This window comes from Armatimonadota bacterium (assembly GCA_020354555.1).
Classification (GTDB): Bacteria; Armatimonadota; Hebobacteria.
Genome location: CP070648.1, coordinates 3,246,348 through 3,263,144, shown reverse-complemented (window position 1 = coordinate 3,263,144; position 16,797 = coordinate 3,246,348). Strand labels below are relative to the sequence as shown.

Genomic DNA, 16,797 nt, shown 5'->3' with positions numbered 1-16,797 from the left:
TAGCCTCGGGCTGTTGCCCAAAGAGCAGGGCCTGCGCCTCGCCCACAGAATACGCCGTATCATCGAATCGAGCCTGGGTTTCACCGCAGGCATGGGGAGAGACAATGCCACTGATTGACATCCATACGCATTTGGGCAGATGGGGCATGCGCGAAGAGCCGGAGATGACGGAAGACGAATTGCTCCGGCGCATGGATGAACTCGGCATCTCCCAGGCCGTCATTCTGCCCCTCGGCATGACACCGGAATGCTTCATGTTTCCCTTCGACACCGACGACGTGCTCGACGTATATCGCCGGCATCCCGACCGCATCATCCCGTTCTGCAACCTCGACCCGCGCAGCGGGCATTCCCCGGACGCCGACTTCTCGTGGATCTTCGAGGAGTGGAAGGAAGCCGGCTGCAAAGGCCTCGGTGAGCTGACCGCGAATCTGCCCTTTGACGATCCCATGTGCCTCAACCTCTACCGCCACTGCGAGCGCGCTGGCTTGCCGATCATATTCCACCTCGCAGTGGCCGTCAGGTACGGCCTCTACGGCGTGGCGGATGAGATGGGCCTGCCGCGGCTCGAGAAGACGCTGCGCGAGTGCCGGGACACGATCTTCATTGGTCACGCGATGGCCTTCTGGGCGGAGATCGCGTCGAATGTGGAAGAGGAGACTCGCGGGGGCTATCCGGACGGGCCGGTTGCGGGCCCGGGGCGCGTGCCGGCGCTCATGAAGAAGTATCCGAACCTGTACGGCGACCTCTCGGCGGGCAGCGGCTTCAATGCGATCAGCCGCGACGCCGAGTTCGGCTACTGGTTCCTCGAGGAGTTCCAGGATCGGCTGCTGTTCGGCACCGACATCTGCCACGTCAACCAGGAAGTGCCGATCGTGCCCTGGTTCAATGAGGCGCGAGACAGCGGCAAGATCTCGCGGGAATGCTACGAGAAGATCGCGCACGGCAACGCGGAGCACCTGCTCTGCCTGGCCTGAGGAGGACATGCCGGTTCTCGGGCGCGCGCCTCGCGATAAGCCAGGTAAGTGCGCGCTATTGACAATCGGGCCGGGAGGGCGTAGTATCACCCCGGCTGACTCGCGACAAAACAATACGGAACTGGCAGCAGGATCACGCGACCTCAGCCCGTGACGCGCCTGCTTCGAGCCATCCGTGGAAGCGGCTTGAGCGCTGGCTCTGCCGCCCCGCCCCCCTCGGGGAACGGCTGGCGTGAGGCAGTCGCGTTTGTCTTTTGGGTATTGCGATTGCGACATGTGAGGGGTGGACGAAAACCGGGCCCGTTGTCTCACTCCGCCGCAGGGACAACGCCCGACGCTCCATACCGGTAGTGCTATAATCCAGGAAGTTCCGCTATCTCGTCGTCGTTCGGAGACTGCTGCCGGGGATGGCCATGTGCGCCACGGTACAACTGCCTGACGCCGTTCTGCAAGCCGTCGCCCGCGCCGCGCCCGACGCGGAGATCCGCATCGCGGCCGCAAGCGACCTCGGCGCCGGCAACCGGTTCGGCGAGTGCTGGCTCGTGCTCGCCGGAGACCGCGTGCTCGTCTGCGCGCCGGATGGCGCGGAGGCGGAGATCCTCGTTGACCTGCCGCTGAAGGACATAAGCGAGGCGCAGGTCGAGATCCTCGTCGGCGGCGCCATGCTTCAGGCAGTGGTGAACGGCCACAAGGTAGACCTCTTGCCGTACACCAATGCGCTCTCGCAGCGCTTCGGCCAAGTGCGCGGGCAGCTCGATGCCGCCGCCAAGGGCAAGCCCATCCCCGAGGAGCCGGAGCGCCGGACGCGCTGCCCCACGTGTGGCCTGGTTCTCGGCGAGGAGACCCGCGTCTGCCCGCGCTGCGTGCGCAAAGGCGCGGTACTGCGGCGACTGCTTGGTTACGCGCGGCCCTATCGCGCGCGCCTCGTGCTCGTGAGCATGCTCATGCTTGGGGCCGCTTTCTTCGGCCTCGTCCCGCCCTACCTGACGAAGATCCTCGTGGATGACGTGCTCATCCCACGCCAGAACGCCATCCTTCTCGCGTGGCTGGTTGTTGGGCTCGCAGGGAGCAGCGTGCTCAGCACCGTGCTGGCGATCTGGCGCAGCCGCGTCGGCGCGTGGGTCGGCGGGCGCGTCAGCTTCGATATCCGCGCGGCGCTGTACGATCGTTTGCAGTGGTTGTCTCTGCGCTACTATGACCGGCATCCGACGGGCGCCATCATTTCCCGCCTCACCCAGGACTCCGGCGGAGTGCAGGATTTCCTGGCCTACGGCCTGCCGTGGGTCGCGAGCAACGCGATCAGCGTCATCGGCGTGGCCGTTGCCGTGTTCATCATCAACTGGAAGCTCGCCTTGCTGGTGCTCATCCCGGCGCCGCTGGTGAGCATTCTGGCGCGCGTGTTGTGGCGGCGCATGCGCCGCGCGTTCCACAGGTTCTGGTACCGGTGGAGCCGCTTCTATGCGATCGCCTCCGACGCGCTGTCGCGGGTGAAGATCATCAAGGCGTTCTCGCAGCAACCTACCGAGATCGAGCGCTTTCAACTGCGCAACGCCGATGTCTTCGACGCATCGGTCTATGCGGAGCAGACGTGGGCCACGTACATGCCGCTCATCGGCCTCGCGGTCAGCAGCGGGTCGCTGTTGGTGTGGTACTTCGGCGGCTTGATCATCCTTGGATCGGGCGGTTTGACGGTGGGTGGGCTGATGGCCTTCCTGGCGTACCTCGCCATGCTCTACGGCCCGCTGAATGGCATCACTCAAAGCGCGCAGTGGATGTCGCGCGCGCTCACCGCCGCCGAGCGCATCTTCGAGGTGCTCGATGCCGAGGCAGATACCGAGAAGGGCCGCGGCGACGTCGTCCCGGAGAGCATCCGCGGCGAGATCGAGTTCCGCGGCGTCACCTTCGGCTATGAGAAGCACCAACCCGTGCTCAAGGACATCTCGTTCAAGGCGGAGCGCGGACAGATGCTCGGGTTGGTAGGCAAGAGCGGCGCCGGCAAGACGACGGTCATCAATCTGCTCTGCCGCTTCTATGATGCCGACGACGGCGAAGTCGTCGTGGACGGCGTCAACCTGCGCGACCTCGATCTATCGTTCTATCGCGGGCGGCTCGGCGCCGTGCTCCAGGAGCCGTTCCTGTTCACCGGAACCATCGCCGAGAACATTGCCTACGGCAAGCCGGACGCGACCATCGAGGAGATCATGGCCGCCGCCAAGGTCGCCAACGCTCACGACTTCATCGTCAACAAGCCGGATGGGTACGACGAGCAAGTCGGCGAGCACGGCGGGCGGCTCTCGGCGGGGGAGAAGCAGCGCATCTGCATCGCGCGCGCGATCCTGCACGACCCGGCGATTCTCATCCTCGACGAGGCCACCGCGAGCGTGGATCTCGAGACCGAAGCCCAGATACAGGAAGCGATCGCTCGGCTCATTGCGGGGCGCACGACGTTCGCCATCGCGCACCGGCTCTCCACGCTGCGCAACGCGAGCAACCTGCTCGTCCTCGAGGACGGCAAAGTCGCCGAATTCGGAACCCACGAGGAACTCGAGGCGAAGAAGGGCGCGTACCACCGCCTCTTGGACATCCACCAGAAGACTTCGATGACGAAGGCGCTCGATGGATAGCGTTGAAATCACGAGGGCCAAAGAGCCACCCGAACTGCGTTACCTGGAACCTGCTCAGGTGCGCGTCTTTCGCACCGATGACGGGCGCGTGCGCGCGACGATCGGCGACCAGCGCAGCGTCATCGCGCCGCGCTTTCTACGCGCCCAGCCGCTGAGCGCCCCCGATCGTTACATTGCCATCCGGGAAGCCGACCCCACGGGCAAGGAGGTCGGCCTGCTGCGCGACTGGTATCGCCTTGACCGCGAATCGCGCGATCTCGTGCAGGCGGAGCTCGACCGGCGGTACCTCTATCCGGTCCTCACGCGGATAATCCAAGCGAAGCACCTCTTCGGCGTCGCGATCTGCGTGTTCGAGACCGATCGAGGGGTACGCGAGGTGACGCTGCGCGACATTCGCGACAACGTGATCTACCTTGGCGCGGCCCGCATTCTCATCACGGACGCCGAGGGCAACCGCTACGACATTCCGGACGTGACCGGGCTCGACCCGACCAGCCGCGCCCTATTGGCGGAGATACTGTAAGCCAGGCGAAGTGAGCGTGCCTGAGATGTCGGCAAACAGAACGGCCGATGCGCCGCCCCCGTGCATCGCCGGTCACGCGAGATACGCGCGCGGCGACTGAAACCGGCGGAGCGAAGGAGACGCCAGCGCCCGAAGGCTGGCTTACACTCGCCCTGAACGGCACAGCCGTGTTGCTCCTACCGTGAGTGGCTGCGATCGATAGGTGCGGGTGCTGTCAGTCCGCGCGGCCGGATGTCGCGTGCTTCAGAAGCCGATGCCCGCCGCGGCGCTTCTCGATGATCACCGTGAGGCTCTTGTCTCCGATGGTGTAGGCGTTCTTGGCAATCCCGCGCACGGTCACCTCCGCTCCGGACGGCGGCAGGCCTGCGTCGGTGACCACGGTGATGCGCCCCGTGCCATCGTCCACTTCATACCCCCCGAAGCCGAGCAGTCCGAGCGAACGCTTGACCTCGCCCTTGACGCTCACGATCCGTTCATCGAAGGCTCGCGGATCCTCGAGGATACGCTCGATTGGCGTCGGGCGCAGCGCGAGGCGGTAGAATACAAATATCAGCGCGAGAATGACGATAAGGGCGACCAGAGCAGCCCACCACATCTTCATGTGCGTGGGCTCCTTGGGCCCGTCGTCAATCGGCCGCACATCGTCCCAGGATGCTTGAAGAAGAATCATATCCTGCACCAGTTCTTTGCCGTCACGTCGCGGGTTCCTGCACGGCAATGTTGCCTCGCCTGCGCAGCGGGTCGAGCACCCACCGGCGCGAAGCGCGATGGCACGTCACATGCTCGAAAGACCGTGAAATGCTTCCCGCAGCCATTGGTAGTTCCGTTGACTCATGCCGAGGCACGAGTAGTCCTCGATGTACGCGATGAAGCCGCCGTTGAACGCGCCGAGCATGTCGTACAGACGCTGCGCATAGGCGAAGATCTCATCCCGACTGCCCGCGATGGCCACGCGCTGGTGATCCACCGAACAGCAGAAGCACACATTGCCCCCGAAATCCGCGGCCAGGCGCTCGACGCCCAGTAGATCCGGTTGCAGGAACTCCAAGACGTCCGCCCCGATCTCGATGAGATCCCCAATGATGCTGTACACGTCGCCGCAGCTGTGAAACCACACCTTCTTGCCGGCGCGATGGATACGCGCGAACTGATCGGCGTAGCGCGGCTTGAAGACGCGCCGCCACAGATCGGGCGCGATGATGAGGCCATTCTGGCTACCCCAATCATCCGCGAAAGTGACGGCGTCCACGGGATACGCCCCGATCTCGTCAATGATGGCGTCCTCGAAACCGTGGACAATATCGAGCACGCGCTCCACGCGATCAGGCGCCGCGCGCAGGTCAACCAGAAACTCCTCGAAGCCGCGCAGGAATGTGGCGCAGTTGAACCCGGTGATGCCCAGGCCGAATCTCAGGAAGCGGTCGGAATGCTCGGCGGCCCAGGCGGACACGTGATCGAGCCGACCCGGCGCGTGAGGATCCGGAGGCCGGTACGTGTCAATCGCACTCCAGTCGGCCAGCGGCCGGATATGCGGCTGTCCCATCGTCTGATTGAGGGAGTGCCACACGAAACCCCACTCGGTCTCACCCGGTCGCGACGGCGCGAAGCCCGGCGCGGGAGCATAGCCGGTGCCCAACGTGTCGGAACACTCCAGGTCGCCGTTGTGATAATGGATGGGCACGCGGGGTGGGCTGTCGAACTCAATAGCGCGTCGAACGACGTCCTTGGGCTGCATGCTCGATTCGCCCATCGCCGAACCTCACTCCCCGGGTCGCGGCGGTGATACAGCGCCCGCAGGTCGCCCCGCGCCGCGATCATCGCCTCTCTCATTGATCGCCACGGCCGTCTCCCACGGCCCGAGAACATACCTAAGACGCTCGCGCACTCGCACCCTGCCTTCGCCTGTGCAGGTGAGTTCTGCGGGCTGGAAGGGCAGCACGACCTCGCCCGTCAGGACATCAGGACCGGTATTGACGAGCACCACGAGGTCCGCCTCGCCGCGCCACCAGCCGGCCTCAGCATCACCCGCCGGCAGCGCGCCCTCGAATGTCGCCGCACTGAGCACCGGCGCCAGGCGCGTCAACTCGCGAGCGAGGCGCTTCGCCTCGCTCCACAGCGGCTCGTCGAAGCTTCCGTCTCGCCGATGGAGGAACGTGATCGAGGAGTCGTCATTCTGATCGAAGACGAAATAGAAGATGCCTCTCGCGCCGTGTGCCAGGGCGAGGTAGGTTTCGGCCCGGAGCTGCTGCGGCGTGGGCTTGGCCAGGATCGGCTGCTCTCCCGCGAATCCGTGCGCCTGCAGCACCGCCAGCAGCGGCGCGTCGTCATCGAGGAGTCTGCGCGCATAGTCCATGGTGACGCCCTGCGTCCGGATGTCACCACGCGGCTCTCGCAGCTCGTACGGGTCGAGCACGGCGACATCCACCAGCGGCAAGCAACTCGGGAATTCGTTGGGATCGTTGTCTATGAAGAAACAAGGCGTGTCAGGATCCTGCCGTTTGATAGTGTCAATCATCTCGTGCAGTTGCTCGATTGTGTGGCCCGAATTGCTCGGCTCATCCATCACGTAATAGGCCGCGAGGGATCGGCTCTCCCGCTGTGCGTGCGCGGCGCGAGCCAGTTCGTCCATGTCCCAACTGCAACTGGCGAACACCGCGACATCGTGCCGGGCCGCCTGTGCAAGGTAGTCACCGCCGCCTCCGCCCATCACCGCATTGAACCCGGCTTCAGCGACGAGCCGGAGATTCGCCTGATTCACGAGATAGAGCCCAACGGGGAAAAAGGGCTTCCCGCGCCAGAGGAACTGTCCCTTTGCTCCGCGCCCCACCTTCGGCCACTGCGTGTACGGCTTCGGCCCCTCGGCTGATGCGCCGCAGAATCGCTTGAGGTTGCCCAACGCACTCGCCGTCGAGTCGCTACGCTGGGCATAGTGGTGAAGCCAGAGGTTGAACACGGCTCGGTGATCGAGGCCGAGGTCCTTGCACAGGACTGCGGCGGCTAATGTCCCTCGGCCAAGGCGACGCGACACGGCAAGCGGCGCCCCGCGGCGGCCCACGGCGAGGATCGCATCCCCTTCGCGAGGGCTGAGAACGTAGGAAGGCACAGCTCCCCAGCCATTGGGATGCCGGCAGTACGTCCAGGGGCGATCGGAGTAGCGCGGGAAGATCGTCCACGGATGCGTGAGCGCGCTCTCGACCTGGCGATCAGCTGGCCGCCCGTCGCCGCCCTCTCGCACGGTCACGCCGAGAGGTGCAAGCCAGTGGGTCTGCTCGGGCCGGGTGAGGTCCGTGACAATCACGAGCCCGCCCCCGCTGACGTACCGCCTCAGCGCACTCGCCGCAGGTGATAGATTAAGCTGCGGCCGCCGGTTGAAGGCGGCGGTGAAGAGGACGACGTCGTATTCGTCGAGCGCGACGTCGCCGGAAACGAGTTCCGCCGTCGAGCAGTGAGCGAGAGGCCACCGCAGTCTCGCGAGAGCTTCGTCCCATTCGGTTGCCGCGATGTACCCGGACAGCTCCCAATGGCTCCCGACGACAAGCACGGAGGGTATGAAGGGCGGCCGGTAGGTCGCCTCTCCGAAGCGCCCCGGCGCGGGCAGTTCGTCCGGCGGCACGTAGTCCAGATCATCGGTGACGAGCCAGCAGTCAAACCAGAAATCCGCGGGCCACGGGTCGAGCGGCTTGATTTGAAGGGTCAGAGTGCGCTCTGCGACGGAGGCGACTTTCGCCCACCTCCACGACAGGCCGCCCTCGCCGCCGAGCACGACCGATGTATCATCGCGGACTGTCACCCGCGCGCGCCTGCTGCCTTGCTGGCCGGTGTTGTGTCTGAGCCAGATGTTCCACGGACCGTACGTCGGCAGCGGCAGCTCGATCAGCCCCGGGGTGCTGTTGGCGTTGCCCACCGCCGCTAGGCCACCAGACGCGCCGTCCAATGTTGCGGAGGTCCAGCCGTACAGGCCCTCGGCCTCCCCCCACCACTCGACGGCAGCCGGTGAGTGAGTTGCAGCGCACACCAGGAGCAGAGCGATCAGAGTCGGTAAACGCGCGTTCATGCGTTAGCCGTTTTTCCCTACCTCCGACGGAAGCACCGTCGGCCGCATGCAAGGCCCGGGGCTGCACCTGCGATTCGTTGCCATGCCGCAGGTTCCCTGTCGCCGGCTTGAATGCGATGGCAGCCGCGTTTTCACAGGTCCGTTCTCAGGGCGACGCTCGACAACGCCGTGGCCTTGCGCGCGCAGCTTATGCGGAACATCCTGCCAGGCCAGCGCCTGTCTCGAGGAGAATATGGCCTCCGCCACAGGCCCGCGGCAGAAACGTATCTCCGGCGCGTACAGGAGTCGAGAGCAGTGAAAGCGTACGGCGTGCTACTGTCACTTGTCGCATGCGGCCTACTCGCCGGTCTTGGCGTGGCGGCGGAACCGGTAGTTTTCCAACTCGACGCATTTACCGCGCGGCCGCCCGGCGTGACATTCCAGGATTTCAACGGCGCGGTGTACCTGCCGACGCCAGACATCTCGCGCGCCTTGGGGATCGGGTGGACGCGTCATGACTTCTCGTGGGGCGCTATCGAGCCGGAGAACGACCGCTGGGAATGGGCGAACACCGACCGCCTTGTGCTGCAAGCCCACGCGCAAGGACTCGACATCCTGCCGCTGCTGGCGTACACCGCTCCGTGGGCGGCAAGCAAACCGGGCGACGGCTTCTCGCCGCCGCATGACGTCGCAGACTGGGAGGATTACGTCGAACACGTCGTCGCCCGTTACATTCGCCCGCCATTCAACCTGCGCTACTTCCAGGTGTGGAATGAGCCAACGTGGGAGCCCATGACTTTCTGGCATGCGAGCGGGCGAGAATGGGTGGACCAGGTGTACCTGCCCGCCGCGAGGATCATCCGGCGATACGGCTGCCAGGTCGTCTTCGGTGGCTGGCCGGTGGCCGATGCGGGCAATCTCTTCCGCGCCCTCGACTACCACGATGCCGCTCGCTGGACTGACATCGTTGACATCCACTACTTCGAAAACTCGACCTGGCAGGAGATCCACGATCGCTACGTCAAGCCGGGTATCTGCCGCGGCATCTGGCAGACCGAGATCGGCTTCCACACCTTCCCGAACTACTTGCCGAACTGCTATCTCCGCGCCCTGCACTGGGCGCTCCGCAATGGTTGGAGCGAGCCGAATCAGTACAAGCTCTTCTGGTTCGCTTCCTGGGGGGCCGGCGCGGACGGCCCGAAGTGTCTGACCCAGCCCGGACCCGACGACCTCTCCGTTCTTACTGAACACGGCAAGCGCCTCGCGGTGATGAACGAGGTGCTGAGCGGCGGTGGGCTCGCGGTGTTTTCCGATTTCCGGACCCAACTGGAGCTGGCACCTCGGCTCACCGAGGAAGCGCCGACAGTGCTCGGTTTCAGAGTGGGGGAGGAGCGAATCGTCATCGCCCTGCTCCTGGACGCGCCCACACATGAGAAGAACCCGACCGTGTTGCTCGACGTGCGCCCGCCTGGCGCGCCGCAGCGCGCGGTGATGGTCACCGCGACGGGCGAACGCCACGATCTGACACTGCGCAGAGCCCGAAAAGCGGGAAACGGAACCCCGTCCTACGAGGTCGCCGTGCCCGTGCGGCGGGTCCCCCTTGACGTCGCCCGCGGGTGGGGCGGTGAATACAGGGCAGCGGTCGCCTATGTCGTCATCGACTAGAGCGTAGATCGCGAGGGTGTCACCCGCGCCCGTCGAACTGCTAAGCAAAGGAGAGGAGAGAGCACATTGAGACCGGACGTGATAGTGACGACCACACCGCAAATCGAGGGGCATGCGATCAAAGCGTATCACGGCGTTGTGTGCGGCGAGGCCATCCTCGGCGCGAACATCGTGCGCGACCTGTTCGCCAGCATCACCGACATCGTGGGCGGCCGTTCCGCCGCCTACGAGCAGGAACTGGGCCGCGCACGGGAGATCGCGCTCGAGGAGATGATTCAGCAGACGCGGACGCTGGGCGGCAACGCTGTAGTGGGCGTGGACATTGACTATGAGGTGATCCGTGAAGGCATGCTGATGGTCAGCGCCAGCGGCACGGCCGTAACCGTGGAGTAGCCGCCGCGCCGTGCCCGGCGCAGGAGGAAAGCCGCATGGCGAGCGATTCGGGACTCAGCCGGCGCGACTTCCTGACACGGATGACCGCGGTCGCCGTGGGCGCGCCGCTGCTCGGCGTCGGGCAGCAGCAATCGGCCCGTGCCGCGGAGACCCCCGCGCAGGAGGCCGGACGCGTGATCGAGATATCCCCGGGCCCTCATCTCTTCATTGACGACCACTTGATCGAAAGGACGATCCGGCTCACACGGACGACTCACCGACCCGAACGTCTCTCTGGGCCGGTGATCCCGAAGGCCGAGCCGTGGCACGAGATGCCCCTGTTCTTTCACCGCGTGATCCGCGACCCCGAAACCGGGCGATTTCGGATGTGGTACAACATCCGGAACAATAGTCCAGACGTTCCGTTCACCGTCTATGCCTACGCCGAGTCCGACGACGGCCTGCACTGGCGGCGGCCCAAGCTAGGACTGGTGGCGATCAACGGCTCCACCGACAACAACCTCTTCATGGTCGTCCGCGCGTTCGGCCTTGGATTTGTGGATGATGGGCCCGCAGTCGCCGATCCGGCCCGACGCTATAAGATGGCATACTACCGCATCAGCGATCCGCAGGGACTGTGTGTGGCGTTCTCGGCCGACGGCGTGCGGTTCACCGACTACGCGCAGACCCCGGTGCTCACCGACCTCGGGGACATCGTTGATGCGTGCTACGACCCGCTCCGCAAAGGGTACATCGCGTGCTTCAAGGCTCATTCGACCGAGGCGGACGGCTATCGAGGTAGCACGCCGAATGCTCCCGAGGGGTACCGCCGCCTGGTCGGGGAGAGCGTCAGCGAGGATTTCATCCACTGGCGGGATCCGTGGCGCGTCGTGGTGGCGGATCCGCGCGAGCCGGGCATGTGGGAGTTCTACGGCATGGCCCCACAGGTGCGCGGAGATCTCTACCTCGCCTTCCTGCGGGTGCTGCGCGATGATCTGCCTGCGGATGCGGGTGGCCCGGTTCATGGCATTGGCTGGACCGAACTCGCCACGAGCCGCGACGGGGAGAACTGGACGCGTCACCGTGAGCCTTTCCTCGACCGTGATCCCGAGGCGGGCACGTGGGATCACGCGATGGCGTGGGTCGGGGACTGCGTGACGGTGGATGATCGGGACTACGTGTACTATGGAGGCTACTCCGCCGGCCACAAGGTCGGCAACCGCCAGATCGGCGTTGCAGTGCTGCGGAAAAACGGCTTCGTCTCGCGCGATGCGGGCGTGCGCCCCGGGCTGCTACGCACGCCAATGCTTAGAGTGGACGCCGCGGCTATCACGGTCAACGCGGAGGTCGGCGGCGAGCTTCTGGTGCGCGTCGCAGATCGGTCAGGAAAGCCCGTGTCGGGCTTCGATTGGTCGGACTGCGCGCCGACGCATGGCGACAAGCTCGCACACCCCGTGCGATGGAACGGAAAACTGGCTTCCCTACGCCAGGAACCGGTGCGACTGGAGTTCCGCCTCCGGGAGGCGAAGCTCTACGGCTTCGACCTCACCGCGTGACGATTGCCGGCGCTGAGCGCCGGCAATGGCTACACGAGGGCGGCGCGTGTCGAACGGCCGCCGTCATAGCCCGTGCGGACAAACCAGGAGCGACGCGCATGCAACCGCGAAGGCAGGACATGAACCGCCGGGAGTTTCTCGGGCTCGCGGCTGCCGGGGCGACCGGCGCCGCTCTTACCCATTCCTCTCCAGAAGGAGCGCAAGCGATGGCCGGGCCGGATCACGCCGTCAGACATGGCAGTCCCTACCATGGGCTCACCCCGCCGTACACCCTGGCGTCGAACGTCGTTTACTTCCACGATTGGCGATACGTGGACACCGGGGGTTTCCGCTGGGCCGGCTCCAACGGGCAAGGCGTACCAATGTGGGGCACCGACCCGGTGCCGCCCATGCATTTGGAGCACCACAACATGCCGCTCGGCATTCACCTCGAGGCCCAGCCCGCCCAGAAGACCGAGCCGGTCCTCACGGCCGAGCAGGCGTCTGAGCTGTTCCTCTTCGGCGGCACGTGCATTCACGATGAGGGGCGGTATCGCCTGTGGTACGAGTGCTGGCCAGGAGAAGACATCGGCACCGACCGCATGGGGGTGTTTAACCTGTTGCGCTACGCTGAATCCGGCGACGGCGTGGAGTGGAAGTTCCCGTCGCTGGGAGCAGTGGAGTATCAGAGCAGCCGCAACAACAACATCGCCTACGGCGGGCCGGTGACGCCCGAATCGGGCTACCACGGCGGCTCCGTGTTCAAGGATCCTTCCGCGCCCCCGGAGGAGCGGTACAAGGCATTCCACCTCGGCCACATCTCCCAGGACGGCCTGGCGCGCTACCGCGAGCGGCGACCGGATGATATTGACCCGTTCCATCTCGGCGGGGAGCGGGTGCCCGCGCTGTTCGGCGCGGTGTCGCCCGACGGGCTGCGGTTCACCCAGTTGCCCGAACCGCTGGTGGTGCAAACCAGCGATACGCACAACGTCTGCACCTACGACGTAGTGACGGGGAGGTATGTCGCATACGTGCGCTCGTGGTTCTTCAATCGCCGCACCATTGGCCGCACGGAGAGTAACGATTTCCGCCGATTCCCACTCCCCGAGGAGCTGTTCTGGCCGAATGCTGTTCGCGCGCCTTACGAGCTGTGGTACGCCAACGCAAAGACGATGATGCCGGGCACAGTTGACTATCACGTCATGTTTCCGCTGTTGTGGAGCTTGCCCGAGGACCGGTTCGAGTTCCACCTCGCGACGAGCCCGGATGGAATCGTATGGGGCTTCGTGCCGGGCGGTGCGGTGTGTGAGCCGGGCCCGCCGGGTGCATGGGACACAGGGGTGACGGCGCCTGGCCTGGGCATGGTGGCGCTGCCGGGTGATCGGATCGGCATACTCTACTGCGGAACGCCGGTGCCGCACAAGTATCCGCGGCGACCTCCGATGGGAGCGCTTGCGTGGGCATGGTGGCCGAAGGGCCGGCTGGTCGCGCTGCGCGCGACCATCGAGGGCTCATTTGCGCTATACCCCTTGCGCTTCACGGGCCGCAACGTTCACGTGAATTTCCGCACCAGGCCATCGGGGTACGTGCAGGTCGAAGCAATCGGGCCTGACGGCAAGGTTCTGTCGGGGCGGAGCTTCGAGGACTGCGACCCGCTCACCGGCGATGAGTTGGACCGCGTTGTCACCTGGCGCGGAAAGTCCGACCTTGGCCACCCCGAGGAGGCCGCCGTAGCGTTGCGGTTCCGACTGCGCAGCGCCGATCTCTTCAGCGTCGAGTTCAAGTAGCGAGGCCTGGTGGCGCAGGCGTGCCGCCAAACCGAACCTGAGGCCACGACGCGAGATACCTCGCCTGCTCTGCGACTGTACAGTCGGCGACAGACTCCCCGCTCCCTCGCTGGCCGCAACTGCGGCAGGACGGCCCCACCCCAAACCGTCGAAGGACAGGCGGATGTCTGAAATGCGGCCACTATCGCCATTGACAAATTAGTATAAACGTAGTATATATACTAATAAACACTTATGATTACCACATTGCGGGGAGTAATGTCATGCCCAAGGATGATCCTTCAAGTGCGCGCAACTCTGCCGCACCGGCCCGGGACGACGACGTGCTCGACATGGATCAAGCCGTCGCCTTCCTGAAAACGACCAAGCCCACGCTGTACCGCTGGATCAACCAGGGCAAGGTGCAGGGCTTCAAGGCGGGGCGACAGTGGCGCTTCTATCGCCGGGATCTACGTAAGTTCCTGGAGTATGAGGACCCGACCGCAGCTGGGATTGACCTCGACGCCGTGCGCGCTGCGATGAAGCTGCTCGACAAGCGCATCGCGCGAGCGCGGAGGAAGGAGCGGAGAGGTGACGCTGCAAGAGCAAGGCGCAAGTGAAGCCATCCTGAGGGCCGAGGACACGGCGCTGGCGGAGTTAAGCCACAAGATCGTTCTGGCCGCCGCCGCCGACAACGCCAGCGACATCCACATTGACCCCGCGCGCGGCGAGACGAAGGTTCGCTTTCGCATAGACGGGGCCATGCACGACGTCTTGAGTCTCCCGCGCAATGTTCACGATCCCCTGGTCACACGCTTCAAGAGCCTCGCCGATCTCGACACCGCTAACCGGCGTTCCATCCAGACCGGGCGCATCGTCATCGCACACGAAGGGCGCGAGTACGATCTGCGCGAGACCGTGCTCCCCACGGTCCAAGGCGAGAAGCTCACATTGCGCATCTGGGCCGAGGATGTTGCCCGAGTGACCCTGGATCAGGTCGGCTTCAGCAAACCCGACCGTGACCGTCTGAATCGATGCCTGTGCGCGCCGTGCGGGCTGATCGTGTTTTCCGGCCCGACCGGCTGCGGCAAGACGACGATCATGCACGCGGCGATAATGAGTCGCGCGGCCCCCCATCTTGTCGCCATGTCAGTCGAGGACCCGGTGGAGATCCGTCTTCCCGGTGTGGTGCAGATCAGCGTCAACCGGAAGCTGGGCATGCACTACGCAGAGGTGTTGCGCGGCATCCTGCGCTCGGACCCCGACATCGTGATGGTCGGCGAGATGCCCGATGTCGAGGCCGTGCAGCAGACCGTCGAGACGGCCATCACCGGGCATCTCGTGCTGACGACCCTTCACGCGGACGACGCAGCGTCGGCGCTTGAGCGGCTGTTGAACAGCGGCGCCGATCCCTTTCTCCTGTCGCAGGCGTCGCTGATGGTATCGTCGCAGCGTCTGGTGCGCCGCATCCACGCGGACTGTAAGCAGCCGACCGACTATTCTGCGCAGATGGTTGCGGAGTGGCGCGAGCGGGCCCAAGCCGGCGGCATCAGATGGCCGGACAAGGCGCCGACGTTTCACAGGGGCAAGGGCTGTGACCGCTGCCACGGCACCGGCTACTCCGGCAGGACGGGCGTCTTCGAAATCCTTGTCATGGAGCCGGAGCTGAGGGATCTCGTCAGCGCGCGTGCGGAACGGTCGGACATCCATGAGGCCGCGCTTCGACACGGCATGACGACCATGTTCGCCGATGGCATGGCAAAGGCGCTGTCCGGAGAAACCACTGCCGAGGAAGTTGTGCGAGTACTCGGAGGCTGAAGGAGCTGCCCGTCACCCACTGGATTTGAGGGCTGTTCGATCTGGCGACAAGGGATACCCGGGATTGGCGCCTAACCACGCCTCGGGTTTGCCGCAGGCGGCTGCAAGCGACTCGAAGAGCGAGGTGGCGCGTATGTCTCGGATTGCACTGATCGCTTCAGCGACCGCACTCTGCCTGATACTCGCGCTGCGTGCGGTGGGCAGCACTGCGGGCGCGGGCGACGTGTGCGTAGATTGCCACAAGCAAGCGACGCCCAGTATAGTCACTGACTGGCAGGCCAGCAAACACAGCGCCGCCGGCATTGACTGCTCCATCTGCCACGGCGACGAACACGAGTCCGCCGCCGATGCCGCAGACGCCGCGATCCCTACGCCCGATACCTGCGCGCAGTGCCACGAGGATCGCGTCGCGCAATTCAAGGCGGGCAAGCATGCGGCGGCGTGGGCGGCGATGAAAGCGATGCCGACCGCTCACTGGCAGCCCATCGCGCTTACGGAAGGCATGAAAGGCTGCGGCGGGTGCCACAAGATCGGCCTCAAGACCGAGGCGGAAATCGCGGAGCTGAAGAAGTCCGGCTCGGGCTTCGGCACCGCGTCGTGCGACGCGTGCCACACGCGTCACGTCTTCTCGGTGCAGGAGGCACGTCAGCCGCAGGCCTGCCAGACGTGTCACGAGGGCTTCGACCACCCGCAATGGGAGATGTACTCGGCGTCGAAGCACGGCGTCCGCTATCTGCTCAAGCAAAACAAGACCTTGCCCGACACGGTCGCCGCGCCGACGTGCCAGACGTGTCACATGCAGGACACGAGTCACGCGGTGCGGACCGCTTGGGGCTTTCTCGCGGTACGGCTGCCGATGCCCGAGGACGAACAGTGGGCCGCGGACCGCGTCTCGATTCTGCAGGCTCTGGGCGTGCTCGATCCCGATGGGAGTCCGACGCCGCGGCTCGACGTTGTGAAAGCTGCAGACGTCGCCCGCCTCACCCAGGAGGACTGGCAGGCCGAGCGCGACAAGATGGTCGAGACCTGCACCCAGTGCCATTCGTCCGCGTTCGCGAAGGGCGAGCTAAGCAAGGGCGACGACATGATCCGGGAGGCGGATCGGCTGATGGGGGAGGCGATCCGGACCGTCGCGGCGCTGTACAGGGACGGCATTCTGGAGAAGCCCGAGGACTACGCGTACGCGTTCCCCGACCTGCTCGCATTTCATGATGCGCCGACGAGCATCGAGCAGAAGCTGTTCGTGATGTTCCTGGAGCACCGCATGCGCACGTTCCAGGGCACGTTCCATGCCAACCCGGACTACGCGCTGTGGTATGGCTGGAGCGAGATGCGCCGCGACCTTACTGAGATCAAAGAGACAGCAGCCGACCTTCGAGAACGCGCCGCCAAAGCCGAACGGTAATCCCGCGGCCGCGCGCCGGCCAGCGCGTGGACCGGGCCAAACGCCCTCGCCGTGTGGCGCCGGACAAACCAGTCGCGGC

Annotated in this window: 13 protein-coding genes; 10 read left to right on the top strand and 3 right to left on the bottom strand. The window is 65.2% G+C overall.

The window, feature by feature from the left end; genetic code table 11:
• Window positions 1–104: 104 nt before the first annotated feature.
• The 3 genes from JSV65_13355 (at window position 105) to JSV65_13345 (ending at window position 4,124) form a co-directional block, all read left to right on the top strand.
• A complete protein-coding gene (locus JSV65_13355) occupies window positions 105–977 on the top strand; it encodes an amidohydrolase family protein (protein ID UCH33542.1) in 873 nt (290 codons plus the stop codon).
• A 407-nt stretch (window positions 978–1,384) separates the two neighbouring features.
• Window positions 1,385–3,601 carry an ABC transporter ATP-binding protein gene (locus tag JSV65_13350; protein UCH33541.1) on the top strand — a complete coding sequence of 739 codons (2,217 nt, stop codon included), beginning with the start codon at window positions 1,385–1,387 and terminating at the stop codon, window positions 3,599–3,601.
• Entirely contained in the window at window positions 3,594–4,124 is a 531-nt protein-coding gene (locus JSV65_13345) for a DUF1854 domain-containing protein (protein UCH33540.1), read from the top strand. The genes JSV65_13350 and JSV65_13345 overlap by 8 nt, the downstream gene beginning before the upstream one ends.
• Window positions 4,125–4,338: 214 nt before the next feature.
• On the opposite strand, the gene JSV65_13340 is transcribed toward JSV65_13345, so the two are convergent.
• The 3 genes from JSV65_13340 to JSV65_13330 all read right to left on the bottom strand — a co-directional run bounded on the left by JSV65_13340 (window position 4,339) and on the right by JSV65_13330 (window position 8,178).
• The gene (locus tag JSV65_13340) at window positions 4,339–4,794 is read right to left on the bottom strand and encodes an NfeD family protein (GenBank protein UCH33539.1); all 456 of its coding nucleotides are present in this window, start codon (window positions 4,792–4,794) and stop codon (window positions 4,339–4,341) included.
• Window positions 4,795–4,899: 105 nt separating this feature from the next.
• Window positions 4,900–5,874 carry a hypothetical protein gene (locus JSV65_13335; GenBank protein ID UCH33538.1) on the bottom strand — a complete coding sequence of 325 codons (975 nt, stop codon included), beginning with the start codon at window positions 5,872–5,874 and terminating at the stop codon, window positions 4,900–4,902.
• Between the two features lie 9 nt (window positions 5,875–5,883).
• A complete protein-coding gene (locus JSV65_13330; protein UCH33537.1) occupies window positions 5,884–8,178 on the bottom strand; it encodes a beta-galactosidase in 2,295 nt (764 codons plus the stop codon).
• 294 nt (window positions 8,179–8,472) lie between these two features.
• Here JSV65_13330 and JSV65_13325 point away from each other — a divergent pair, with 294 nt between their 5' ends.
• From JSV65_13325 to JSV65_13295, 7 genes are all read left to right on the top strand, one after another.
• Window positions 8,473–9,822 (top strand): hypothetical protein, encoded by a 1,350-nt coding sequence (locus tag JSV65_13325; protein ID UCH33536.1) that lies wholly within the window; start codon window positions 8,473–8,475, stop codon window positions 9,820–9,822.
• 78 nt (window positions 9,823–9,900) lie between these two features.
• A complete protein-coding gene (locus JSV65_13320) occupies window positions 9,901–10,215 on the top strand; it encodes a heavy metal-binding domain-containing protein (protein ID UCH36782.1) in 315 nt (104 codons plus the stop codon).
• 35 nt (window positions 10,216–10,250) lie between these two features.
• The gene (locus tag JSV65_13315; protein UCH33535.1) at window positions 10,251–11,750 is read left to right on the top strand and encodes a hypothetical protein; all 1,500 of its coding nucleotides are present in this window, start codon (window positions 10,251–10,253) and stop codon (window positions 11,748–11,750) included.
• A gap of 98 nt (window positions 11,751–11,848) precedes the next feature.
• Entirely contained in the window at window positions 11,849–13,516 is a 1,668-nt protein-coding gene (locus JSV65_13310) for a hypothetical protein (protein UCH33534.1), read from the top strand.
• Between the two features lie 263 nt (window positions 13,517–13,779).
• On the top strand, window positions 13,780–14,115 hold the full coding sequence (locus tag JSV65_13305; GenBank protein ID UCH33533.1) for a helix-turn-helix domain-containing protein: 336 nt from the start codon (window positions 13,780–13,782) through the stop codon (window positions 14,113–14,115).
• Window positions 14,087–15,313, top strand: coding sequence for a type II/IV secretion system protein (locus JSV65_13300; protein ID UCH33532.1), 1,227 nt, complete (start codon window positions 14,087–14,089; stop codon window positions 15,311–15,313). Before JSV65_13305 ends, JSV65_13300 begins: the two co-directional genes overlap by 29 nt.
• 133 nt (window positions 15,314–15,446) lie before the next feature.
• A complete protein-coding gene (locus JSV65_13295; protein UCH33531.1) occupies window positions 15,447–16,718 on the top strand; it encodes a cytochrome C in 1,272 nt (423 codons plus the stop codon).
• Window positions 16,719–16,797: the final 79 nt, after the last annotated feature.

What these genes read in the sequence shown, in the direction of transcription:
- JSV65_13355 (UCH33542.1), top strand. Translation starts at nt 105, where the DNA reads ATGCCACTGATTGACATCCATACGCATTTGGGCAGATGGGGCATGCGC.
- JSV65_13350 (UCH33541.1), top strand. Translation starts at nt 1,385, where the DNA reads ATGGCCATGTGCGCCACGGTACAACTGCCTGACGCCGTTCTGCAAGCC.
- JSV65_13345 (UCH33540.1), top strand. Translation starts at nt 3,594, where the DNA reads ATGGATAGCGTTGAAATCACGAGGGCCAAAGAGCCACCCGAACTGCGT.
- JSV65_13340 (UCH33539.1), bottom strand. Translation starts at nt 4,794, where the DNA reads ATGATTCTTCTTCAAGCATCCTGGGACGATGTGCGGCCGATTGACGAC.
- JSV65_13335 (UCH33538.1), bottom strand. Translation starts at nt 5,874, where the DNA reads ATGGGCGAATCGAGCATGCAGCCCAAGGACGTCGTTCGACGCGCTATT.
- JSV65_13330 (UCH33537.1), bottom strand. Translation starts at nt 8,178, where the DNA reads ATGAACGCGCGTTTACCGACTCTGATCGCTCTGCTCCTGGTGTGCGCT.
- JSV65_13315 (UCH33535.1), top strand. Translation starts at nt 10,251, where the DNA reads ATGGCGAGCGATTCGGGACTCAGCCGGCGCGACTTCCTGACACGGATG.
- JSV65_13310 (UCH33534.1), top strand. Translation starts at nt 11,849, where the DNA reads ATGCAACCGCGAAGGCAGGACATGAACCGCCGGGAGTTTCTCGGGCTC.
- JSV65_13305 (UCH33533.1), top strand. Translation starts at nt 13,780, where the DNA reads ATGCCCAAGGATGATCCTTCAAGTGCGCGCAACTCTGCCGCACCGGCC.
- JSV65_13295 (UCH33531.1), top strand. Translation starts at nt 15,447, where the DNA reads ATGTCTCGGATTGCACTGATCGCTTCAGCGACCGCACTCTGCCTGATA.